Raw genomic sequence first — 23,098 nt, 5'->3', positions numbered from 1 at the left:
TCCTATGAGCGATACCCTCCGCGACCAGCTGATGGGCCTGGGCTTCAAGCCCGCGCCCAAGCCCGAGCGCAAGAATGATGGCCCCCGCCGTGATGGCCGCCCGCAGGGCAAGGGTGGCAACGGCAACGGCAATGGAAAGCCGCAGGGCGCAGGCAAGGGCGAGCACAAGCCCGGTGAGCGTCGTGGGCAGGGCCATGGCGCGGGCAAGCCCGGCGGGCATGCTCGCGGTGGCCAGGGCCAGCAGGGCCCGCGCAAGCCGCGCAGCACCGAAGAGATGGACCTGGCCAAGGCCTATGCCATCCGGGCGCAGCGGGAGAAGGAAGAGCGCATCGAGACCGAGCGCCTGAAGCAGGAAGAAGCACGCGTGCGCCGCGAGGCGAAGGCCAAGCTGGAAGAACTGCTGAAGGACAAGAGCCTCAACGCCGAGGCAGCGGACATCGCCCGCCACTTCCCGTATGGCGGCAAGATCAAGCGCATCTATGTGACCGCCGAACAGCTGACCGCGCTCAATGCCGGTGAGCTGGGTGTGGTCCAGCTCAATGGCCGCTACCTGCTGGTAACGGCCGACGTGCTGGCACAGTCCGAGGCGGTGTTCGCTGCCTCGGTGGCGCTGAAGGTCGATCCGAATGCGCCGGCCGAGGAAGATCCGTATGCGGATCCGCAGTACCAGGTGCCGGACGACCTGGTCTGGTAAAGGCGCAACCACCGCGGACGGCATTGCCTCCGCGGTTGGGGGGAAGGGATGACCGCTGATCCAAGCCGCGGCTACGTGCCGCACATTGACGGCCTGCGCGCGATTGCCGTGCTGGCCGTCATCGTGTTCCACCTGGACCCGGCCTGGTTGCCGGGCGGGTTCACCGGCGTAGACGTGTTCTTCGTCATTTCCGGGTTCGTGGTCAGCGCGTCGGTGCACCGGCTGCCGCCGTTGTCGCTGTGGCAGTCGATGCTGCGCTTCTATTCGCGTCGCATCCGCCGCATCGCACCTGCGCTGATCAGCTGCCTGCTGTTGACCGCCGTCGGCAGCGTGCTGTTCATTCCCGAGTCCTGGCTCAGCGAGGCCAGTGACAAGACCGGGCTGATGGCATTCTTCGGCTTCAGCAACTGGGTGCTGGCGCTGATCGGCAACGACTATTTCGCGCCCAAGGCCGAATTCAATCCCTATACCCATACCTGGTCGCTGGGCGTGGAGGAGCAGTTCTACCTGCTGTTCCCGCTGCTGTTCCTGGCCTGGGCGCGCGGCGTGCGCGGGCGTTGGATCAGCCTTGGCCTGTTTGCCGTGGTCAGCGCGGCGTCGCTGCTGCATGCGGCGGTGCTGGGCCTGCGCGAGGCGCCGCCATCGTGGGCGTTCTACGCCACCACTACGCGGCTGTGGCAACTGGGTGTTGGCGTACTGCTGTTCCAGCTGCTGCATGTTCGCCAGCCAGTGGATGCGGTGACGACGACTGCACTGAAGCGCGCTGCGCCCGTGTTCTCGCTGCTCGCGATGGTGGCGCTGGCCTTGCTGTGCTGGGCATTGTGGACCGCACGGGCCGGACGTTCGCCGTGGCCTGATGGCCTGCTGCCGACCTTTGCGGCGGCAGGCTTGCTGTGGGCGCTGCATCATCATCCCCGGTCCTGGGTGGCACGCCTGTTGGCCAGCAGGCCGATGCGCTCCATCGGCCTGCTGTCGTACTCGCTGTATCTGTGGCACTGGCCGGTATTCGTGCTGATGCGCTGGACCGTGGGCCTGCAGACACCCCTGCAGATGAGCGCTGCGATGGCGCTGGTGCTGCTGCTGTCGTGGTTGTCGTGGCGCTGGGTGGAGCAACCGTTCCGGGGCCCCTTGGCGCAGCGTCTGCGCCCGGGTCGCTGGGCGCTGGCAGGTTCGGTTGTGCTGCTGGTCGCGGCCGGCACCCAGACGCTGCTGTACCTGCAGGCACCGCGGATATCACTGAGCACGGTCAGTCGGCATCCCGGCGACTGGTATCCCAACGGCAAGAGCGTGGCAGGCGACTATCCCGACTGCAGCCTGGTGACCACCAAGCGACGCTTCGAAGGTGGCAGCATGCGGACCTATGCGCGTGGTGACTGCGATCGGCCGGTGCCTGCCGGTGCGCCGAAGCAGGTGTTCGTTGCTGGCGATTCGCATGCAATGGCCTACATCGAGCTGCTGCAGCGGCTGGCGCTTGAGAGTGGCTCGGAGGTAATTCTCTACGGTCGTGGTGGATGCCCGCAGGTGAGCCTGCAGAAGTGGCGCGGCGTGGGTGCCGGTTGCAGTGATTTCGACGCAGCGATGCTCGCCGATGTCACGCAGCGTGCGCAGCCAGGTGATGCCGTGGTGCTGGTGTCGCTGCGGATACCGCGCTTGTCCGATCAGTTCGTATTGTTCGATGCGCAGGCGCAGCTGGCGGGCGAGGTGACCCCGGAAGCCACTGCAGGACGCGAGGCCGAAGTGGCCGAGGCGATCACCCAGTGGAAACCGTTGGCCGAGCGCGGTGTGCGAATTGTGCTGGAGGCGCCCAAACCGGTGCTGCCGGCGCCGCCGTATCGCTGTTCGGACCGCTTCAATTCACGCAACGAGGTCTGCCGCAACGGCCTGGACAGCACGCGTGAGGCGATGGAAACGCTGCGTGCGCCGATGCTGGGCAGCCTGCAGCAGGTGGTCGATGGCCTGCCAGGGGGGGTGCTGTGGGATCCGATGCCGGTGCTGTGTGATGACGTGCTGTGCCCGGCGCAGCGCGATGGCCGGCCGTTGTTCTTCGATGGCGATCACCTCAGCGCGCATGGCAACCGTGTGCTGCTGCCGTCGCTGCAGCAGGTACTGCGGCAGCAGTAGGACCGCGCCGGCGTCAGGCCTTGAAGCGGCTCCGGCGTGCGCGGATCAGTGGCAGGCTCGGTGCGAAGAAGCACAGCAGTGCGCCGACCAGGGCAAACGACACCGGACGAGAAACCGTCAAAGTCCAGCGCAATGATGAAGCGAAAAGGGGACGGAGGGGATTAAGTCGTTTTGGGCACAAACGACTTAATCCCCTCCGTCCCCTTTTTGTGTCATTCGGGGTCGTAGTCGAGGTTGGAGGCCAGCCAGCGCTCGGCCTGGGCGCGGTCCACGCCCTTGCGGCGGGCGTAGTCGCTGACCTGCTCGCGGCTGAGGCGGCCGACCACGAAGTACTGGCTCTGCGGATGGCTGAAGTAGTAGCCCGAAACGGCCGCCGTAGGCAGCATCGCGAAGCTCTCGGTCAGTTCCATGGCGGCGTTGGCTTCGGCCTGCAGCAGGTCGAACAGGCGCCGTTTCTCGCTGTGCTCCGGGCATGCCGGGTACCCTGGCGCCGGGCGGATGCCACGGTACTGCTCGTCGATCAGGGCCTCGTTGTCCAGCGTCTCGGCGTGCTCATGGCCCCAGAATTCGGTACGCACGCGCTGGTGCAGGCGCTCGGCCAGCGCTTCGGCGAAGCGATCGGCGAGGGCCTTCAGCAGGATCGCGTTGTAGTCATCGTGGTCGGCTTCGAAGCGCGCTACGTGCGCGTCGATGCCGATGCCGGCAGTGACGGCGAAGGCGCCGATCCAATCCTGCTTGCCGCTGTCGGCCGGGGCGATGAAATCGGCCAGGCAGAAATCCGGGCGCTCGGCCGGCTTGTCCACCTGCTGGCGCAGGAAGTGCAGGGTGGTTTCGCCCTGCGGGTGCTGCACGCGCACGTCGTCGCCGATGCTGTTCGCCGGCCACAGGCCGAACACGGCCTTGGCGGTCAGCCATTTCTCATTGACGATGCGCTCAAGCATCGCGCGGGCGTCCCTGTACAGATCGCTGGCCTGGGTGCCGACGATTTCGTCGGTGAGGATGGCCGGGAACTTGCCGGCCAGCTCCCAGGCCTGGAAGAACGGCGTCCAGTCGATGTAGTCGACCAGTTCGGCCAGCGGGTAGTCGTCAAATACGTGCAGGCCGGGCTGGTTCGGTGCCGGCGGCGTGTAGGTGTCCCAGCCGCCCTGGAATTTCTGCCCACGCGCGTGTTCCAGCGAAACCAGGCGCTTGGCATCGCCACGGTTGCGATGGCGCGCGCGGATCTCGGCATAGTCGGCCTCGTTGGCGGCTACGAAGGCCTCGCGCAGGTCACGCGAGATCAGCGACTGGGCCACGCCGACCGCGCGCGAGGCGTCCTTCACCCACACCGTGGGCGCCTTGTAATGTGGGTCGATCTTCAGCGCGGTGTGCGCGCGCGAGGTGGTCGCTCCACCGATCAGCAGCGGCAGGTCGAAGCCCTGGCGCTGCATCTCCCGGGCCACGTGGCTCATCTCTTCCAGTGATGGAGTGATCAGACCGGACAGGCCGATCAGGTCGGCGTTGTGCTCGCGCGCGGCATCGAGGATCTTCTGCGCCGGCACCATCACGCCAAGGTCGACCACCTCGAAGTTGTTGCAGGCCAGGACTACGCCGACGATGTTCTTGCCGATGTCATGCACATCACCCTTCACCGTGGCCATGATGATCTTGCCGTTGCTCTTGGCGGTGTCGCCACTGCGCGCCTTCTCGGCCTCGATGTAGGGCAGCAGGTAGGCCACGGCCTTCTTCATCACGCGCGCGGATTTCACCACCTGCGGCAGGAACATCTTGCCGGCGCCGAACAGGTCGCCGACCACGTTCATGCCATCCATCAACGGACCTTCGATCACGTCCAGCGGGCGGCTGGACGCCTGCCGGGCCAGTTCGGTGTCTTCTTCCACGAAGGCATCCAGGCCGTGCACCAGCGCGTGCGCCAGGCGCTGCGCCACCGGCTTCTCGCGCCAGGCGAGGTCTTCGGTCTTCGCCGCGCCCTTCTTGCCCTTGTAGCGCTCGGCGATTTCCAGCAGGCGCTCGGTGGCATCGCTGCGGCGGTTGAGGATCACATCCTCCACGCGCTCGCGCAGTTCCGGTTCCAGTTCGTCGTAGATCGGCATGGCGCCGGCGTTGACGATGCCCATGCCCATGCCGGCGGCAATGGCGTGGTACAGGAACACCGAGTGGATGGCCTGGCGCACCGTTTCGTTGCCGCGGAACGAGAACGAGACGTTGGAAACACCGCCGGACACATGGCAGTGCGGCAGCGTCTGCTTGATGATGCGGGTGGCTTCGATGAAGTCCACCGCATAGTTGTCGTGCTCTTCGATGCCGGTGGCGACGGCGAAGATGTTCGGGTCGAAGATGATGTCCTGCGGTGGGAAGCCGATCTCGTCGACCAGGATGCGGTAGGCGCGGGTGCAGATCTCGACCTTGCGTGCGCAGGTGTCAGCCTGGCCGCTTTCGTCGAAGGCCATCACCACCGCGGCCGCGCCATAGCGCAGGACCTTGCGTGCGTGCTCGCGGAACAGCGCCTCGCCTTCCTTCAGCGAGATCGAATTGACCACGCTCTTGCCCTGCAGGCACTTCAGGCCGGCCTCGATCACGCTCCACTTGGAGGAGTCGACCATCACCGGAATACGGGCGATGTCCGGCTCGGACATGATCAGGTTGAGGTAGCGGGTCATCGCCGCTTCCGAATCAATCAGGCCCTCGTCCATGTTGACGTCGAGGATCTGCGCGCCGCTGGCCACCTGCTGGCGGGCCACGTCCACCGCTTCTTCGTAGCGGCCTTCCTTGACCAGCTTGCGGAACTGCGCGCTGCCGGTGACGTTGGTGCGCTCGCCGACGTTGATGAACAGCAGGTCCGGAGTGATGACCAGAGGTTCCAGGCCGGACAGGCGGGTAGGGCGGACAGGCGTCATGGCAGGCGTCAGCTCAACAGCAATAGGGTGGGAAGTGCGGAACGGTGGCGGCGACATTCATGCGGCCTGCTCCTGGACACCGGGCAGGGCGCGCGGCGGCAGCCCGGCCACGGCCTCGGCGATTGCGCGGATGTGGTCAGGGGTGGAGCCACAGCAGCCACCGACCAGGTTCAACAGGCCATCCTCGGCGAAACCGCGCAGGGTGCTGGCCATGTCCTCGGGCGTCTCGTCGTACTCGCCGAAGGCATTGGGCAGACCGGCATTGGGGTGTGCGCTGACGTAGCAGTCGGCGATCTGCGCAAGGGTTTCCACGTGCGGGCGCATCGCGTCGGCACCCAGTGCGCAGTTCAGGCCGATCGACAATGGGCGCGCATGCGCGAGCGACGCGTGGAAGGCCTCGGCGGTCTGCCCGGACAGCGTGCGTCCCGAGGCATCAGTGATGGTGCCGGAGATCATCACGGGCAACCTTGCGCCGCGTGCATCGAAGGCCTCCTCCAGTGCATACAGCGCGGCCTTGGCATTGAGCGTGTCGAAGATGGTCTCGACCATGATGGTGTCGGCGCCGCCGTCGATCAGGCCGTCAATGGCTTCGCGGTACGTGTCGCGAAGCTCGTCGAAGCTGGTGTTGCGAAAGCCCGGATCGTTGACATCGGGACTGATCGAGGCGGTGCGGCTGGTCGGGCCGATCACCCCGATCACGAAGCGTGGCTTGCCTGGTGTGGTTGCAGCTACCGTATCGCAGCAGGCGCGTGCCACCGCTGCGCCAGCCTTGTTCAACTCGTACACCAGGTGTTCGAGGTGGTAGTCGGCCTGGCTGACCGACGTGGCGTTGAAGGTGTTGGTCTCGACCAGATCCGCGCCCGCTTCCAGGTAGGCGGTATGGATGTCGGCGACGATCTGCGGCCGGGTCAGCAGCAGCAGATCGTTGTTGCCCTTCAGGTCATGCCCTTCCTGCACGGCGTGGTCGCAAGCGGGGCCATGCACATGATCGTAGCCACCGGCGAAGCGCTCGCCGCGGTAGTCGTCTTCCTGCAGGCCATGGCGCTGGATCATGGTGCCCATCGCGCCGTCGATGATCAGGATCCGCTCGCGCAGGGCGTCGAGCAGGGCGTTGGCACGATCAGGATGCAACCAGGGCAGGGCAGGCATGGCGATCTCGGGCTCAGGGCTTGTTGGCGATCAGTGAAATCACTTCGAAGTGCGGCGGACGCTTTTCGCGGGTGACCGTCTCCAGGCTGGATACCTGCAGGCCGGCCTTGTCGACGAACCTGCGCAGCTCCTTGTCGCTGAAGCCGAGGTTGACGTGGCCGTAGGCCTCCACCGCCGCCTTGTGCTCGTGGCGGGCCAGGCTGCACAGCAGCAGGCGGCCGCCGGAGCGCAGCACGCGCGCGGCTTCGGTCACCGCCTGCGCCGGTTTGCTGGCGTAGGTCAGCGCATGCATCAGCACCACCAGGTCGAAGCTGCCGTCCTTGAACGGCAGCGCATGCATGTCGCCCTCGCGCACTTCCACATTGGGCAGGCGGCGCAGGCGCTCGCTGGCGGCGGCAACCACGCGCGCGCTGGTATCGATGCAGATGTAGCGCTTGGCATGCGGGGCGACGAGTTCGGCCAGCACGCCGTCACCGGAGGCGATGTCCAGCACGTCGCCGGTCTCCAGCAGCGGCAACGCGGTACGCGCGAGGGCTTCCCAGGTGCGGCCGGGAGAATAGTGGCGCTCCATGTCGCCGGCCACGCTGTCGGCCCAGTTCTGGTCGGAGGCACGGTGGGCCAGCACGGCGGCGACACGTTCAGCGTCCTGCCGCAGCAACGGGTCGTCGCTTCCATTGCTCAAGGCATGCCACAATGCACGCTGCGCCGGGTCCAGCTGGGCCTCGTCGAAGCGGTAATAGGCCGACACGCCCGCACGGCGGTCGCGGACCAGGCCGGCTTCCTTCAGGCGCGCCAGGTGGGTGGACACGCGTGGCTGTGCCAGCCGGGTGATCGCCGACAGTTCGGCCACGGTCAGTTCCTCCTGCTCCAGCAGCGCCAGCAGGCGCACACGGGTGGCATCGGCAAACACCTTGAGGCGGGTCGACCAGTCTTCCAGATCCATAAATATCTACCTATCGCGATATAGAGATATATTCGCTGAGAAGACCTGCCGCGGTCAAGTCGCTGGCGTACGGAAACTGGCGGGCCCCGGTACAATCGAGGCACCTGGGCGCGCGGTGCGCGGCCCATAACTTCATGTACCCGGGAGGGTGTTGTGGATTTCAGCTTTACTGAAGAGCAGTTGATGCTGCAGGACGTGGCGCGGCGCATCGCGCAGGAAAAGATCGCCCCCAGCGCGGAGCACCATGACCGCACCGGCGAGTTCCCGCTGGACAACATCCGCCTGCTGGGCGAAAACGGCCTGATGGGCATCGAAGTGCCGGCCGAGTACGGCGGCGCGGGCATGGACCCGATTGCGTACGTGCTGGCGATGGTGGAGGTCGCCGCCGCCGACGCTGCCCACTCGACCATCATGTCGGTCAACAACTCGCTGTTCTGCAACGGCATCCTCACCCACGGTACCGAGGAACAGAAGCAGACCTACGTGCGTGCCATCGCCGAAGGCGAGGCCATCGGCGCGTTCGCGCTGACCGAGCCGCAGTCCGGTTCGGACGCCACCGCCATGCGCTGCCGTGCAGTGAAGCAGGCCGATGGCACCTTCGTCATCAACGGCAAGAAGAGCTGGATCACCTCCGGCCCGGTGGCCAAGTACATCGTGCTGTTCGCAATGAGCGAGCCGGAAAAGGGCGCGCGCGGCATCACCGCCTTCATCATCGATACCGACAAGGCGGGCTTCGGTCGCGGCAAGACGGAGCCGAAGCTCGGCATCCGCGCTTCGGCCACCTGCGAGATCGAGTTCAACGACTACGTGGCGCAGGCTGAAGACGTGCTGGGCCAGGAAGGCGAGGGCTTCAAGATCGCCATGAGCGTGCTCGATGCTGGTCGCATCGGTATCGCCTCGCAGGCCATCGGCATCGCCCGTGCCGCCTATGAAGCGACCCTGGAGTACGTGAAGGAGCGCAAGGCGTTCGGCGCGGCCATCGGTACCTTCCAGATGACCCAGGCCAAGATCGCCGACATGAAGTGCAAGCTGGACGCGGCGCTGCTGCTGACCCTGCGCGCGGCGTGGGTAAAGGGCCAGGGCAAGCGCTTCAGCACCGAAGCGGCGGTGGCCAAGCTGACGGCCTCGGAAGCGGCGATGTGGATCACCCATCAGGCCGTGCAGATTCATGGCGGCATGGGATATTCGAAGGAAATGCCGCTGGAGCGCTACTTCCGTGATGCCAAGATCACCGAGATCTACGAGGGCACCTCGGAAATCCAGCGCCTGGTGATCGCCCGCAACGAGACCGGGCTGCGCTGAGTTCGACCGGCCGCGCCGCTGCAACGGCGGCGCGGCCAGTAGATCCACGCCATGCGTGGATACACGGTCTTCTTGGCCGAGCGATACCCGATCTGGTCCAATGCAAGCCGGTTTTTACGCGGTCTGCAAAGATGATCTATCGAGGTTGGGGATTCATGACGCTGGTGACGCCGATTGCAGCCATCCTGCTGCTGGCGTACTTCTTTCCGCATGAAGGCTCCAGGGGCAACACGCCGCTGCCCCAGGTTCTGTTGGGTGCAGGCATCGGCGCAGCGGTGAACGTATTGCTGGGTTTGTGGCTCAACCGTGCGCCCCGGCAGAAGGGTATGGCTGCACCCCATCATTTCTTCTTTGTGCCGATGCAATGGGCGGCATTGGCTCTCGTGGTGGTATGCGTGGTGGTTGCGCTGCTGCGCTGAGACGCCGGCTTGGCATGCGCCAACCTTGGTTGGCATGGATCCAGCGGCGCCAACCAAGGTTGGCGACTACCGGCTTCATGGCACGAATGAAAAAGGCCCCGGATCGCTCCGGGGCCTTTTCGTTTCAACTCACCGCCGGATCAACGATCCGGGCGGTGCGCGGCTTCGGCGTCGCGCTGGCGCTCCATGAATTCCTTGGAGGACTCATCCAGCTTGTCACCCAGCATGCGGCGCACGACCACGAAGAACACCGGGATCATCAGCAGGCCGAGCAGGGTGGCGAACAGCATGCCGCCGATCACGCCGGTACCAATGGCGTGGCGGGAATTGGCGCCGGCGCCGGTGGAGATCGCCATCGGGATCACGCCCATGATGAACGCGAACGAGGTCATCAGGATCGGGCGGAAGCGCAGGCGTGCCGCCTCGATGGTGGCGTCGCGCAGGGTCTTGCCTGCTGCGCGCTGTTCCACCGCGAACTCGACGATCAGGATCGCGTTCTTCGCGGCCAGGCCGATCACGGTGATCAGGCCGATCTTGAAGAACAGATCGTTCGGCAGGCCACGCAGCATCGACAGGCCGAGGGCGCCAAGCACGCCCAGCGGCACCACCAGCAGTACTGCCACCGGGATCGACCAGCTTTCATACAACGCGGCCAGGCACAGGAACACCACCACGATCGACAGCACCAGCAGCAGCGTCGCCGCGTTGCCGGCCAGGATTTCCTGGTAGGACATGCCCGACCAGTCGTAGCCGAAGCCGGCCGGCAGATCGTCGTTGACGATGCCTTCCATGGTCTGCATCGCCTCACCCGAGCTGGTGCCCGGTGCCTGCGAGCCGACGATGTTGATCGCCGAGTAGCCGTTGTAGCGGCTCAGCGACGGCGGTGCCGACACCCATTCGGACTTGACCACCGTATTGAGCGGGATCATCGCATTGGTGCCGTCGGCATTCGTGGTCAGGCTGGAGGGGCTGTAGAAGCTCTTCAGCGACTCCTGGCCGGTGCGGTACGGACCATCGGCCTGCATGGTCACGCGTTTGATGCGGCCTTCGTAGAAGAAGTCGTTCACGTACACCGGGGCCAGCATCAGCTGGATGGTGCTGTACACGTCCGACACCGACATGCCCATCGACTGGGCCTGCACGCGGTCGACATGCAGCTGCAGCTGCGGGGCGTTTTCCAGGCCGTTCGGGCGTACGCCCACCAGATGATCGGGCTTCTGCGCAGCCTGGCCAAGCAGGATGTTACGCGCCTGGGTCAGCTGCTCGTAGCCGGCACCGCTGCGGTCCTGCAGCCACATGTCGAAGCCGCCGAACTGGCCGAGGCCCTGCACGGTGGGCAGGTTGACCACGAAGATCTGCGCTTCCTTGATGCCGTAGAACGCGCCGTTCATGTTCTGGATGAACTCGGGCGCGGTGAACTTGCGTTCCTCCCATGGCTTCAGGCGGATGAAGCCCATGCCCACGTTCTCGCCGGAACCGACGAAGCTGAAACCGGCCACCTGCAGCATGCCTTCATAGCCATCCTGCTTTTCCAGGATGCCACGCATCTGCGCGAACACTTCGTTGGTCTGGCCCTTGGTCGAGCCCGGCGGCAACTGCACGATCGCCAGCGCATAGCCCTGGTCTTCTTCCGGCAGGAAGCTGCCCGGCATGCGGGTGAACAGGAAGCCGCACAGTGCGGTCAGCACCACGAACAGGATCATCCAGCGCGGTGCATGGCGCACCGCCGAAGTGATGTGCCCCACATAGGTATGGCTGATCTTGTCGTAGTACTTGTTGAAGGTGCGGTAGATGATGTTCGGGTTGTCGTTGTGCGTCGGCTTGAGGAAGGTCGCGCACAGCGCGGGGGTGAAGCCCAGAGCCAGGAACGCCGAGAACGCCATCGAGATGGCGATGGTCAGCGCGAACTGCTTGTAGATTTCACCGGCGGCGCCGCCCTGCAGGGCGGACGGGATGAACACCGCGGCCAGTACGACGGTGATCGCCACCACCGCGCCGGTGATCTGGGTCATCGCCTTCTGCGTGGCCGGCTTCGGCGCCAGGCCTTCCTCGGTCATGATGCGTTCGACGTTCTCGATCACCACGATCGCGTCATCGACCACGATGCCGATCGCCAGCACCATCGCGAACAGGGTCAGCTGGTTGATCGTGAAGCCGATCATCCACATGCCCAGGAAGGTGCCGAGCAGGGCCACCGGGATGACCAGGGTCGGGATCAGGGTGGCGCGGAAGTTCTGCAGGAAGATCAGCATCACCAGGAACACCAGGAACACTGCTTCAAACAGTGTCTTGACCACTTCCTGGATGGAGATCTTGACGAAGGTGGTGCTGTCGTACGGCGAGAACCAGGTCACCCCGGACGGGAAGCTGGGCTGCAGCTCGTCCATCTTGGCGCGCACCGCATCGGCCACGTTCAGGGCGTTGGCGCCCGGCAGCAGCTGGATGGCGAAGGCACCGGTCGGCTTGCCGTTGTACTGGGTGTCGAAACCGTAGTTGTTGGCACCGAAGGCGACGCGGGCGATGTCCTTCATCAGCACCCGCGAACCGTCCGGATTTGCCCGCAGGATGATGTTCTCGAACTCCTGCGGCGAACTGAAGCGGCCTTCAGCCGAGACCGTGGCGGTGAAGTGCTGGCCTTCCGGCGACGGGTCCGAACCCAGCGCACCGGCGGCGAACTGCACGTTCTGCGCGCGCACCGCCGCCAGCACCTGGCTGGCCGACAGGCCATAACCCTGCATCTTCTCCGGGTTGAGCCAGATGTTCATGGCGTACTCGGAACCGAACTGCTGGGTGCTGCCGACGCCGGGAATACGCGAGACCTGGTCGAGCACGCGCGAGCCGACGATGTCGTTCAGGGCATCACGGTTGATGGCCGGCGTATCGGACTGCAGCGCGATCACCATCAGGAAGCCGGCGTTGGCCTTGGCCACCACCACGCCCTGCTGGGTCACTTCCGAAGGCAGGCGTGGCGTGGCCAGCGAGACCTTGTTCTGCACCTGCACCTGGGCGATGTCCGGATCGGTACCGGTCTCGAAGGTCAGGGTGATCTGCGCACGGCCGTTGGAGGCGGACGATGAGCTGAAGTACAGCAGGTGATCGATACCGGTCAGCTGCTGCTCGATCACCTGGGTGACCGACTTCTCCGTGGTGTCCGCACTGGCACCCGGGTAGGTCGCCGAGACGGTGACCTGCGGCGGGGCGATGTTGGGATAGGACTCCACGCCCAGGTTGAGGATCGCGATCACGCCGCTGAGCGAGATCAGGATCGCAACCACCCAGGCGAAGACTGGATGTTCGATGAAAAATTTAGGCATGACGGAAGGTTCCCGTTACTGCTTGTTCGAATCGGTGGCGGCCGGCTTGGCCGCATCGGCCTGCTCGGGCTTGGCCGCGTCGGCCGGTGCCTTGCCTGCGGCCGGTGCTGCGCCCGCCGGAGCGGCGCCGCCTGCGGCAGGCTTGCCGTTGGCGTCCTGCCCCGGGGTCCACGGCTTGGCCACCGCCGGTGCACCTTCCTTGACCTTCTGCACGCCGGCCACGATCACCTTGTCACCGGCGGCCAGGCCGTCGCTGACCAGCCAGTTGCCGTTCTGCGCGCCATCGGTCTTCACGTTCTTGCGCACCACCTTGCCGTCGGCACCGACCACCATCACGTAGCCGCCGGTGGTGTCGCGCAGCAGCGCCTGCTGCGGCACCAGGTAGGCGTTGTTGCGCTCGCCGAGGTTGGCCTGGAAGCTGACGAAGGCGCCGGGCAGCAGGATCTGCTGCGGGTTCGGCAGCAGCGCACGCAGCGACACCGCGCCGGTGGCCGGGTCGACCGTGGTCGAAGAGAAGTCCAGCGTGCCCGGCTCGCTGTAGGTGCTGCCGTCGGCCAGCTTGACGTTGACCGTGGCCTTGCCGTCACCGGACAGCGCCAGCGCACCCTTGGCCTGCTGCGCGCGCAGCTGGGTCAACTCGTCCACGCTCAGCGAGAAGTTCACGTACAGCGGGTCGAGCTGGTCGACGGTGGTCAGCAGGGTCACATCGCCCTGGCCGACCAGCGCACCTTCGGTGACCTGCTGCTTGTTGGCCACGCCGCTGATCGGTGCGGTCACTTCGGTGTAGCCCAGGCTGATGCGCGAAGAGGTCACCGCCGCTTCGGCCTGCTTGACCGCGGCCAGCGCGGTGCGCTCGGCCGATTCGGCGTTGTCCAGGTCGGATTTGGAGACGAACTGCTGCGGCGCCAGAGAACGCGCGCGGTCGGCGGCAACCTTGGCATTGGCGTAGGTGGCGCGGGCCGAGGCCAGCTGGGCCTCGGAGGCATTGAGCGAAGCACGCAGCGGCGCCGGGTCGATCAGGAACAGGGGCTGGCCCTGCTTGACCTGCGAGCCTTCCTGGTAGACGCGCTTGAGCAGTACGCCCGGCACGCGCGCACGCACGTCGGCGCTGCGGAACGGCGACAGGCGGCCGACCAGCTCACGCTGCAGCGGCAGGGTCTGCGGCTTGGCGTCGATCACGCCCACCTCCGGCGGCGGGGGCGTCTGCTGTTCCGGCTTCTTGCAGGCAGCCAGCGCGACAGCAACGGCGCACGTCAGGGCAAGGGTGCGGAGTGGGGCGGTCATCAGGAGGAACTCCGGGGTTGGTTTGAAGACGGGGCCGCCGACGGCTGAGGCGCGAAGGCGCGCAGGAAGCTGTCGACGGAGAACTCTGCCCAGCGCCGACGCAGCTGCGCGTCATCACGATGGGGGGTATGGAAACGCTGTTTGTCGAAATCCTGACCGGCGATCATGCTCAGCAGCAGTTCGGCCATGAAGTGCGGGTCGTCATGCCGGAGCTGGCCACGCATGCAAACGGTTTCAATCCATTCAGCAAGATGAAGCGTCAGCGCGCCGGCGCCATGCCGGTACAGCGTACGCGCCTCTTCGGGAAACTGGGCCGCGTCGGCGGCGATCAGCCGACAGGCCTGCCCTACGTGCGGTTGGTTGAAATGCTCCAGGAAGTCGGTGGCGAACTGGAGCAGGCTGGCACGCAGGTCGTCAGTGCGGAGTGCACGAACCATGGCTCCGGTAGCGTGGCCGACATGGCGCTGCATCACCCGGCGCAGCAGTTCCTGCTTGTTGCCGTAGCGCGAGTACAGGGTCTGCTTGGAACAGCCGGCATGCTGGGCCACCGCGTCCATGCTCATCTGCATGCCCTGCTGGGCCAACAGCTCGCGCACGGCATCGAACACGCGCTCATCGCGTGCGTCGAGGGCAACGGGGAGGTAGGCCGGGTTCACGCGGTGGACTATACCGTCCAGTTCAGGATTGTGGAATCGAATCGGCGTCGCCGCGTGTGTCTTCCGGTAACACGCTTTGCCGATCCTGTCGGCAGTGCTGAAGCGCGCGCCAGCACCATACCGGTGCGAACTGAATAGGCGTCTAAACCGCAGCAAACCCGAATCTGGTTATTCCGTCCTGCAGCAAGGCCTTTTCGTGCGGTAGGGCTACAATTTCATTTTCCCAACTGAGCAAGCGCATCGCTCTGCCATGAAACCGCAAAAAACCGCAGCCAAGACCGTGAAAAACAAGACCAAACCAGCAGAGTCGGAGGTCGCAGTGACCGCTGGTTTCTCCCTGGAGCCGGTGTACACGGCATTGCGCAAGCGTTACCCCGCGGCCGCACAGGCCGAAGCGGTGGCCTTCGCCACTGACTTCTACAAGCGCATGGAGTCGGACGAGTTCCCGCACCACAGCGCTGAAGAGTGGGCCGCTCTCGCGGCTGAGACGCTGGAATTCGCCCGTGCCCGCAAGGCCGGCAAGGCCAACGTCCGCGTGTTCAATCCGACCGCGAAGGCCAATGGTTGGGAATCGCCGCACACCGTGCTGCAGATCGTCAACGATGACATGCCGTTCCTGGTCGACACCGTCACCATGTCGCTGGCCGAACAGGGCGTGGGTGTTCACGTGTTGGGCCACCCGGTGCTGCGCTTCACCCGCGACAAGGCCGGCAAGCTGGTCAAGGTCGGCGAGGGTGATGCCGAGTCGGTGATGCTGCTGGAAATCGACCGCCAGCCGGCCGAAGCCATGGCCGCCATCGAGCAGGCCATCAACAAGGCGCTGGACGAAGTGCGTGCGATCGTGCGCGACTGGCAGCCGATGAAGGACAAGGCACTGGCGCTGGCCGACGACCTGGGCAGCCGCCAGCTGCCGGTCGATGCCGCCTCGCGCAAGGAAGCACAGGAATTCCTGCGCTGGGCCGCCGACAACCACTTCACCTTCTTCGGCTACCGCGAGTACCGCGTCGAGAAGCAGGGCAAGGAAGACGTGCTGGCGCCGCTGAACGACACCGGCCTGGGCCTGATGCGCGGCAAGGACAAGTCCGCCGCCCGTCCGGTCAAGACCCTGGCCGCGCAGGGCCTGAACACCACGTCCGGGCTGAAGGACGCGCTGATCCTGACCAAGACCAATGCCCGTTCGCGCGTGCACCGCGCCGGCTACATGGACTACATCGGCGTGCTGGAATTCGACGCCAAGGGCAAGATCATCGGCGAGCAGCGCTTCCTCGGCCTGTTCACCTCCAGCGCCTACAACCGTCGCCCGTGGGAAATCCCGCTGGTGCGCCAGCGCCACGAGCACGTGATGAAGCAGTCGGGCCTGGCCTCGGCCAGCCACAGCGGCAAGGCCCTGCGCCACATCCTGGAAACCCTGCCGCGCGAAGAACTGTTCCAGTCCAGCGAGGACGAACTGTTCCGCACTGCCATGGGCGTGCTGGGCCTGCAGGAGCGCGTGCGCAGCCGCCTGTTCCTGCGCCGCGACAAGTACAGTCGTTTCATCTCCGCGCTGGTCTACCTGCCGCGTGAGCGCTTCAACACCGACGTGCGCCTGCGCATCGAAGCGATGCTGAAGGACGCGCTGCACGGCGAGTACGTGGACAGCTCGGTGGTGCTGGGCGAATCGCCGCTGGCCCAGGTGCACCTGATCGTGCGCCCGAAGCCGGGCGAAATGCTGGACGTCGATACCGCCGAACTGGAGCAGAAGCTGGCCCAGGTGCTGCGCAACTGGCAGGACGACCTGCGCGAAGCGCTGGTGACCCGCCACGGCGAAACCGAAGGCCTGCGCATCGCTGCCCGCATCGGCAAGGCACTGCCGGCTGGCTACATCGAAGACAACAGCACCGCCGTTGCCGCCAACGATGTCAGCCAGCTCGATGCCCTGACCGGCCCGGACGACCTGCGCCTGAGCCTGCAGGCCGTGCCGCGCGAAAGCGGCGATGGCCTGCGCCTGAAGCTGTATCGCCAGCTGGACGACATTCCGCTGTCGGACGCGCTGCCGATGATGGAAAACATGGGCCTGCGCGTGATCGCCGAGCGCCCGTACCGCCTGTCGGTCGACAACGCGCCGGTGTACGTGCAGGACTTCGAGGTCGAGTCGACCGCCGGCGCGATCGATGCCGCCAGCGTCGATGAAGCCTTCGGCGAGACCTTCGCCCGCGTCTGGCACGGCGATGCCGAGAACGACGGCTTCAACCGCCTGGTGCTGGCTGCCGGCCTGCACTGGCGCCAGGTCGCCATGCTGCGCGGCTACTGCAAGTACCTGCTGCAGACCGGCGTGCCGTTCTCGCAGGCCTACGTGGAAGGCACCTTCGCGCGCTACCCGCTGCTGGCCCGCCTGCTGGTCGAGCTGTTCGAAGCCCGCTTCGATCCGGCTACCGGCCATGAGAGCAAGGACGATATCGCCGCCGGCCAGGCCCAGCTGAAGGCCCACTTCGATGTGCTGGCTGCTGGCGACGACGCCACCCTGAAGGTGCTCAAGACCGTGGTCGACGCCCGCAAGGGTGACCGCGACGCGCAGATGCAGGCCGCGCGCGATGCGCTGCTGAAGCTGATGGACCGCGTGTCCAGCCTGGACGAGGACCGCATCCTGCGCTCGTTCATGGGCGTGATCGACGCGACCCTGCGTACCAGCTACTACCAGACCGATGCCAACGGCCAGCACGGCCATGTCATCAGCTTCAAGTTCGATTCGGCGCTGGTGCCGGACCTGCCGAAGCCGCGCCCGTACCGCGAAATCTTCGTCTACGGCCCGCGCGTGGAAGGTACCCACCTGCGCTTCGGCGCGGTCGCCCGTGGTGGCCTGCGCTGGTCGGACCGTCGCGAAGACTTCCGTACCGAAGTGCTGGGCCTGGTCAAGGCGCAGATGGTCAAGAACACCGTCATCGTGCCGGTCGGCGCGAAGGGCGGCTTCTTCGCCAAGACCCCGCCGGTGAACGGCGACCGCGACGCGATCTTCGCCAACGGCGTGGCCTGCTACAAGCTGTTCATCCAGGGCCTGCTGGACATCACCGACAACATCGTCAACAACAAGATCGTGCCGCCGGTGGATGTCGTGCGCCACGACATGGACGATCCGTACCTGGTGGTGGCTGCCGACAAGGGCACCGCGACCTTCTCCGACATTGCCAACGGCCTGGCCATCGCGCACGGCTTCTGGATGGGCGATGCGTTCGCCTCCGGTGGTTCGGTGGGTTACGACCACAAGGGCATGGGCATCACCGCACGCGGTGCGTGGGAGTCGGTCAAGCGCCACTTCCGTGCGCTGGGCCGTGACAGCCAGAGCCAGGACTTCACCGCGGTCGGCGTCGGCGACATGTCCGGCGACGTGTTCGGGAACGGCATGCTGCTGTCGCGCCACATCCGCCTGGTCGCTGCGTTCGATCACCGCCACATCTTCCTGGACCCGAACCCGGATGCAGCCACCACGTTCGTCGAACGTGAGCGCCTGTTCACCGTGCCGCGTTCGAGCTGGGCGGACTACGATGCCAAGCTGATCAGCAAGGGCGGCGGCGTGTACCCGCGCAGCCTGAAGTCGATCGAGATCACCCCGCAGGTGCGTGAAGTGCTGGGCCTGGACGAGAACGTCAAGGCGCTGTCGCCGAACGACCTGATGAGCGCGATCCTGAAGGCACCGGTCGACCTGCTGTGGAACGGCGGCATCGGTACCTACGTCAAGGCCGCCAGCGAGCAGCACAGCGATGTCGGCGACCGCGCCAACAACGCGCTGCGCGTGAACGGTGGCGAGCTGCGCTGCAAGGTGGTGGGCGAGGGCGGCAACCTGGGCATGACCCAGCTGGGCCGCATCGAAGCCGCCCAGGCCGGCGTGCTGCTCAACACCGACTTCATCGACAACTCGGCCGGTGTCGACACCTCCGACCACGAAGTCAACATCAAGATCCTGCTCAACGATGTGGTGCGGGCCAAGAAGCTGACCGTCGAGCAGCGCAACAAGCTGCTGGCTTCGATGACCGATGAAGTCGCCGAGCTGGTGCTCAACGACAACTACCGCCAGAACCAGGCGCTGAGCCTGATGGAGCGGATGGCGGTCAAGCGCCTGGGTTCCAAGCAGCACTTCATCCGTACCCTGGAGCAGCAGGGCCTGCTTGATCGCCAGATCGAGTTCCTGCCGTCCGACGCCGAGCTGTCGCAGCGCAAGGCACGCGGCCAGGGCCTGACCCGTCCGGAGCTGTCGGTGCTGCTGTCCTACTCCAAGCTGGTGGCGTTCGCCCAGCTGCTGGATTCGGACATCCCGGAAGATCCGTACCTGTCCAAGGAGCTGCAGCGCTACTTCCCGACCCCGCTGCAGAAGAAGTACGCCGACGCGATGGAGCGTCACCGCCTGAAGCGCGAAATCATCGCCACGGCCGTGACCAACCAGACCATCAACCGCATGGGCGCCACCTTCCTGATGCGCATGCAGGAAGACACCGGCCGTTCCATCGCCGAGGTCGCCAAGGCCTACACCATCAGCCGTGAAACGCTGGATGCACGCGCGCTGTGGGCGCAGATCGATGCCCTCGACGGCAAGGTGCCGGAGTCGGTGCAGATCGATGCACTGGAAGTGATCTGGAAGCTGCAGCGCTCGTTCGTGCGCTGGCTGCTGTCGCGCCCGGGCGCGATGCCGGGCATCACCGAAGCGGTCAACCGCTACCAGGGTCCGTTCAACGACATCCGCGTTGCTTCGGGTGTGCTGCCGGATTCGCAGCGTCCGACCTACGAAGCCCTGGTGGCCGAGTGGAAGGAAAAGGGCCTGCCGTCCGCGCTGGCGCAGCAGCTGGCCGAACTGCACTTCCTGGAGCCGGCGTTCGACATCATCGAACTGGCCCGCACCCGCAAGCTGAAGCCGGTGGACGTGTCCAAGGTCCACTTCCGCCTGGGCGATGCCCTGCAGCTGCCGTGGCTGTTCGAGCAGGTCGACGCGCTGGAGGTCAATGGCCGTTGGCACGCCGTGGCACGTGGCGTGCTGCGTGACGAGCTGGCCGCCAACCACCGCAACCTGGCGGGCCAGGTGCTGGGCACCAAGGGTGGCAGTGCCGAAGCCAAGGTGGCGGCCTGGATGGGTCGCGACGACAACAGCCTGCGCTTCACCCTGGCGATGCTGGCCGAACTGGCCGAGCAGAAGACCCTGGACTACCCGACCGTCTCGGTCGCGGTCCAGCGCCTGGGCCAGCTGGCCGCGCATGGTGCGTAAGCGCATTCGCGCTGACGCCCCACGGTTTGCTCTGCAAACCGTGGGCCCCATGCCAACCATGCTCCCAGACCCCCGCGCCGTTGGCGCGCCCCCCCTGACTCAGGGGGGCTCCTGATCTGCAGCAGTTGGAGGAACGGCCCCGCGAAAGCGGGGCCGTTCTGTTTCTGCCTGTTTTTCTGCGATCACTGACCCGACGCCGGCCGTCGACCTGCCAGGTGGATGACCGGCATATCCGCCGAGACCGTGAGCGCCATGGATGGCGCGATCGAGCCCCCAGGGACGGGTTTACGGCGTGTCCCGGCGGATATGCCGGTCATCCGCCCCGCGCGGTCCAACCCCCGGCGCTCGGTTATGCTCTTCATCAGTTCCCCCCGGATCCACCGATGAGCGACACCCCCCGCATCGCTTTCCTGGCCAGCACCACCGAGCCCGCGCAGATGGCCCGCGCGGCGATGGTCTCGCGCTATGGCGACCACGCGCCGGAACAGGCCGACGTGCTGTGCCCACTGGGCGGCGATGGCTTCATGCTGCAGACCCTGCACCGGCATGGGCACCTGGGCAAGCCGGTATTCGGCATGAAACTGGGCACGGTCGGCTTCCTGATGAACCAGTACCGCGGCGACGACGACGTGCAGGCCCGCATTGCCCGTGCCGAACCGGCCAACCTGCGCCCGCTGGAAATGGTGGCGCTGACCGAGTCGGGCACCAGCACCGGTTCGCTGGCCTACAACGATGTGTCGCTGCTGCGCCAGACCCGGCAGGCCGCGCATATCGGCATCGACCTCAACGGCCAGGAACGCGTGGCCGAGCTGATCGGTGACGGCGTGCTGGTGGCCACCCCGGCCGGCAGCACCGCCTACAACTATTCCGCGCACGGACCGGTGCTGCCGCTGGGCTCGCATACCATCGCGCTGACGCCGTTGGCCCCTTACCGGCCGCGACGCTGGCGCGGGGCGATTCTCAAGGCCGACACCGAGGTGCGTTTCCGCGTGCTTGATCCGTACAAGCGCCCGGTCAGCGTTACAGCGGATTCGCACGAGACCCGCGACGTGGTCGAGGTGACCATCCGCGAGTCGAAGGACCGCCGCGTGACCCTGCTGTTCGACCCGGAGCACAACCTGGAAGACCGGATCCTGAGCGAACAGTTCGTTTTTTGACGACAATAGGCGGCCGGCCCCGCCGACCGCTTGAAGGACCCCCACCGATGGGCGACAACTCCCCCCGTTTGCTGACCGTCGCGGTGACCTCGCGCGCCCTGTTCGACCTCGAGGAAAGCCATGCGCTGTTCGAGAGCGATGGCGTGGCGGCCTATGCCGAATTCCAGCGCCAGCACGAGGACGATATCCTCGGGCCCGGCGTGGCCTTCCCGGTGGTGCGCAAGTTGCTGGCGCTGAACCAGGGCGCCAGCCCGGAGAACCCGCGGGTCGAGGTGATCCTGCTGTCGCGCAATTCGGCCGATACCGGCCTGCGCATCTTCAATTCGATCCAGCACTACGGCCTGGGCATCATCCGCGCGACGTTCACCGCCGGCGAGCCGACCTGGCCGTACGTGAAGCCGTTCGGTACCGACCTGTTCCTGTCGGCCAACCCCGAATCGGTGCGCAGCGCGCTGCGCCATGGCATCGCGGCGGCGACCATCCTGCCCAAGCCGCCTGGCGAAACCGCCGCCGCGGCGGCCGACCAGATCGATACCGGTCGCCCGGCCGGCCAGCTGCGCATCGCCTTTGACGGTGACGCCGTGATCTTCGGCGACGAGAGTGAGCGCATTTCGCGCGAGCAGGGCGTGGAAGCCTTTGGCCGCCACGAACGCGAGCGCGCCCGAGAGCCGCTCAGCGGCGGGCCGTTCCGTGGCTTCCTATCGGCGCTGCACACGCTGCAGGAAGTGTTCCCGGCCGGAGACAGTGCACCGATCCGCACCGCACTGGTGACCGCGCGTTCGGCACCTGCGCACGAACGGGTGATCCGCACCCTGCGTGAGTGGGGTGTGCGCCTGGACGAAGCGCTGTTCCTCGGTGGCCGCCACAAGGGCCCGTTCCTGCAGGCGTTCGGCGCCGACATCTTCTTCGATGATTCGCAGCACAACATCGACAGCGCCCGAGAGCATGTAGCCGCCGGCCACGTGCCGCATGGCGTTGCCAACGAAGGATAGGGTCTGGTAGTTGCCAACCTTGGTTGGCGCCGTCCTGGATCCATGCCCACCAAGGTGGGCATCTACCACAGCGCTGTACTCCGGTAGGTGCCAACCTTGGTTGGCGCTGTCCTGGATGCATGCGCACCAAGGTGGGCATCTACCAGAGCGCTGTACCCCGGTAGTCGCCAATCTTGGTTGGCGCTGTCCTGGATGCATGCCCACCAAGGTGGGCATCTACCAGAGCGCTGTACCCCTGTAGTCGCCAACCTTGGTTGGCGCCGTCCTGGATCCATGCCCACCAAGGTGGGCATCTACCAGAGCGCCATGCCCCGGTAGTCGCCAACCTTGGTTGGCATTGCCGTCAGGCCACGGGTCCCGTCAAGGGCTGCCGGACATCCCCAGCTGCAGGTCCACCACCTTCCAGCGCAGGCCCTGCGGTTCCAGCACCACCTTCATCGGCGGCTGGCCGGGACCGCGATCGACATCGATCACGAAGCGGTCGAGCGCTTCGAAATGATGTTCGGCATGCTTCAGCGGCCGTGCGGGTTCGGTCGCGCCGAAGGCATCGCCGCCTTGCAGTTCATTGCGGCCGCGCTTCCACAGCACGTGACCCTGCAGCATCGCGCCGATCCCGGTCGGGGTCACCATGGTGTCCACCGCGGCACCACCAAGCTGGTCGCCCAGCCCGTACAGCAGGGCACCGAACGGGCTGGCCGCCACATCCGGGCCGGCTTGGCGCACCAGATAGTCATTGAGCTGCGCGCGCAGGCTGCTGCGCACGCGCGGGAAATCGACGTAACGCTCCAGGCGCGCGGTGTCGCGTTGCTCGATGGCCTTGGACAGGCCATTGACGGTCATGTACGGGCCGCCGAACCACCATGCGGCCAAGGCCAGGACCAACAGCCCAACGAGTGCGGTGAGTTTCTTCATGCCGCCCAGACTGCCGCAACCGCAGCAGCAT

At 66.0% G+C, this 23,098-nt stretch carries 14 protein-coding genes; 7 read left to right on the top strand and 7 right to left on the bottom strand.

Annotation, left to right across the window (positions count from 1 at the left end; genetic code table 11):
- Positions 1-4: 4 nt before the first annotated feature.
- Complete coding sequence (locus tag N7573_RS07860) at positions 5-694, top strand: DUF2058 family protein (protein ID WP_032127660.1); 690 nt, start codon at positions 5-7, stop codon at positions 692-694.
- A gap of 48 nt (positions 695-742) precedes the next feature.
- The gene (locus tag N7573_RS07855) at positions 743-2,815 is read left to right on the top strand and encodes an acyltransferase family protein (RefSeq protein ID WP_279913411.1); all 2,073 of its coding nucleotides are present in this window, start codon (positions 743-745) and stop codon (positions 2,813-2,815) included.
- A 212-nt stretch (positions 2,816-3,027) separates the two neighbouring features.
- Here the strand turns inward: N7573_RS07855 and metH are convergent, their stop codons facing one another.
- Genes metH through N7573_RS07840 form a run of 3 tightly spaced genes read right to left on the bottom strand, consistent with a single transcriptional unit; the run spans position 3,028 to position 7,804 of the window.
- Positions 3,028-5,712, bottom strand: a complete 2,685-nt coding sequence (gene metH / locus N7573_RS07850; protein WP_279913410.1) for a methionine synthase — start codon at positions 5,710-5,712, stop codon at positions 3,028-3,030.
- Between the two features lie 57 nt (positions 5,713-5,769).
- On the bottom strand, positions 5,770-6,861 hold the full coding sequence (locus N7573_RS07845) for a homocysteine S-methyltransferase family protein (protein ID WP_279913409.1): 1,092 nt from the start codon (positions 6,859-6,861) through the stop codon (positions 5,770-5,772).
- A 13-nt stretch (positions 6,862-6,874) separates the two neighbouring features.
- Entirely contained in the window at positions 6,875-7,804 is a 930-nt protein-coding gene (locus N7573_RS07840; RefSeq protein ID WP_032127664.1) for a metalloregulator ArsR/SmtB family transcription factor, read from the bottom strand.
- Positions 7,805-7,957: 153 nt separating this feature from the next.
- On the opposite strand from N7573_RS07840, the gene N7573_RS07835 reads away from it, so the two are divergent.
- On the top strand, positions 7,958-9,106 hold the full coding sequence (locus tag N7573_RS07835) for an acyl-CoA dehydrogenase family protein (RefSeq protein WP_279943116.1): 1,149 nt from the start codon (positions 7,958-7,960) through the stop codon (positions 9,104-9,106).
- Between the two features lie 155 nt (positions 9,107-9,261).
- Positions 9,262-9,525 (top strand): hypothetical protein, encoded by a 264-nt coding sequence (locus N7573_RS07830; RefSeq protein ID WP_080355173.1) that lies wholly within the window; start codon positions 9,262-9,264, stop codon positions 9,523-9,525.
- A gap of 140 nt (positions 9,526-9,665) precedes the next feature.
- Here the strand turns inward: N7573_RS07830 and N7573_RS07825 are convergent, their stop codons facing one another.
- Genes N7573_RS07825 through N7573_RS07815 form a run of 3 tightly spaced genes read right to left on the bottom strand, consistent with a single transcriptional unit; the run spans position 9,666 to position 14,779 of the window.
- On the bottom strand, positions 9,666-12,839 hold the full coding sequence (locus N7573_RS07825) for a multidrug efflux RND transporter permease subunit (RefSeq protein WP_049400218.1): 3,174 nt from the start codon (positions 12,837-12,839) through the stop codon (positions 9,666-9,668).
- 15 nt (positions 12,840-12,854) lie between these two features.
- Positions 12,855-14,123, bottom strand: a complete 1,269-nt coding sequence (locus tag N7573_RS07820) for an efflux RND transporter periplasmic adaptor subunit (RefSeq protein WP_049422071.1) — start codon at positions 14,121-14,123, stop codon at positions 12,855-12,857.
- Positions 14,123-14,779, bottom strand: a complete 657-nt coding sequence (locus N7573_RS07815) for a TetR/AcrR family transcriptional regulator (protein ID WP_032127669.1) — start codon at positions 14,777-14,779, stop codon at positions 14,123-14,125. The genes N7573_RS07820 and N7573_RS07815 overlap by 1 nt, the downstream gene beginning before the upstream one ends.
- Before the next feature lie 250 nt (positions 14,780-15,029).
- Between N7573_RS07815 and N7573_RS07810 the strand changes: the two genes are divergently transcribed.
- The 3 genes from N7573_RS07810 to N7573_RS07800 all read left to right on the top strand — a co-directional run bounded on the left by N7573_RS07810 (position 15,030) and on the right by N7573_RS07800 (position 22,155).
- Positions 15,030-20,006, top strand: coding sequence for an NAD-glutamate dehydrogenase domain-containing protein (locus N7573_RS07810; protein ID WP_279943115.1), 4,977 nt, complete (start codon positions 15,030-15,032; stop codon positions 20,004-20,006).
- 383 nt (positions 20,007-20,389) lie between these two features.
- Positions 20,390-21,163: an NAD kinase gene (locus tag N7573_RS07805; protein WP_006376667.1), complete on the top strand. Its 774-nt coding sequence runs from the start codon at positions 20,390-20,392 to the stop codon at positions 21,161-21,163.
- Positions 21,164-21,210: 47 nt separating this feature from the next.
- Entirely contained in the window at positions 21,211-22,155 is a 945-nt protein-coding gene (locus tag N7573_RS07800) for a 5'-nucleotidase (protein WP_005417414.1), read from the top strand.
- Positions 22,156-22,515: 360 nt separating this feature from the next.
- Here N7573_RS07800 and N7573_RS07795 read toward each other — a convergent pair whose 3' ends face one another.
- A complete protein-coding gene (locus tag N7573_RS07795; RefSeq protein ID WP_071227460.1) occupies positions 22,516-23,067 on the bottom strand; it encodes a DUF2939 domain-containing protein in 552 nt (183 codons plus the stop codon).
- Positions 23,068-23,098 lie beyond the last annotated feature (31 nt).

Origin of the sequence: Stenotrophomonas sp. GD04054, assembly GCF_029836955.1 — a bacterium.
Classification (GTDB): Bacteria; Pseudomonadota; Gammaproteobacteria; order Xanthomonadales; family Xanthomonadaceae; genus Stenotrophomonas; species Stenotrophomonas maltophilia_A.
Note: the sequence above shows the minus strand (reverse complement) of the source record. Positions and strands in the feature narration are given on the sequence as shown.

What these genes read in the sequence shown, in the direction of transcription:
- N7573_RS07860 (WP_032127660.1), top strand. Translation starts at nt 5, where the DNA reads ATGAGCGATACCCTCCGCGACCAGCTGATGGGCCTGGGCTTCAAGCCC.
- N7573_RS07855 (WP_279913411.1), top strand. Translation starts at nt 743, where the DNA reads ATGACCGCTGATCCAAGCCGCGGCTACGTGCCGCACATTGACGGCCTG.
- metH (WP_279913410.1), bottom strand. Translation starts at nt 5,712, where the DNA reads ATGACGCCTGTCCGCCCTACCCGCCTGTCCGGCCTGGAACCTCTGGTC.
- N7573_RS07845 (WP_279913409.1), bottom strand. Translation starts at nt 6,861, where the DNA reads ATGCCTGCCCTGCCCTGGTTGCATCCTGATCGTGCCAACGCCCTGCTC.
- N7573_RS07840 (WP_032127664.1), bottom strand. Translation starts at nt 7,804, where the DNA reads ATGGATCTGGAAGACTGGTCGACCCGCCTCAAGGTGTTTGCCGATGCC.
- N7573_RS07830 (WP_080355173.1), top strand. Translation starts at nt 9,262, where the DNA reads ATGACGCTGGTGACGCCGATTGCAGCCATCCTGCTGCTGGCGTACTTC.
- N7573_RS07825 (WP_049400218.1), bottom strand. Translation starts at nt 12,839, where the DNA reads ATGCCTAAATTTTTCATCGAACATCCAGTCTTCGCCTGGGTGGTTGCG.
- N7573_RS07820 (WP_049422071.1), bottom strand. Translation starts at nt 14,123, where the DNA reads ATGACCGCCCCACTCCGCACCCTTGCCCTGACGTGCGCCGTTGCTGTC.
- N7573_RS07810 (WP_279943115.1), top strand. Translation starts at nt 15,030, where the DNA reads ATGAAACCGCAAAAAACCGCAGCCAAGACCGTGAAAAACAAGACCAAA.
- N7573_RS07805 (WP_006376667.1), top strand. Translation starts at nt 20,390, where the DNA reads ATGAGCGACACCCCCCGCATCGCTTTCCTGGCCAGCACCACCGAGCCC.
- N7573_RS07800 (WP_005417414.1), top strand. Translation starts at nt 21,211, where the DNA reads ATGGGCGACAACTCCCCCCGTTTGCTGACCGTCGCGGTGACCTCGCGC.
- N7573_RS07795 (WP_071227460.1), bottom strand. Translation starts at nt 23,067, where the DNA reads ATGAAGAAACTCACCGCACTCGTTGGGCTGTTGGTCCTGGCCTTGGCC.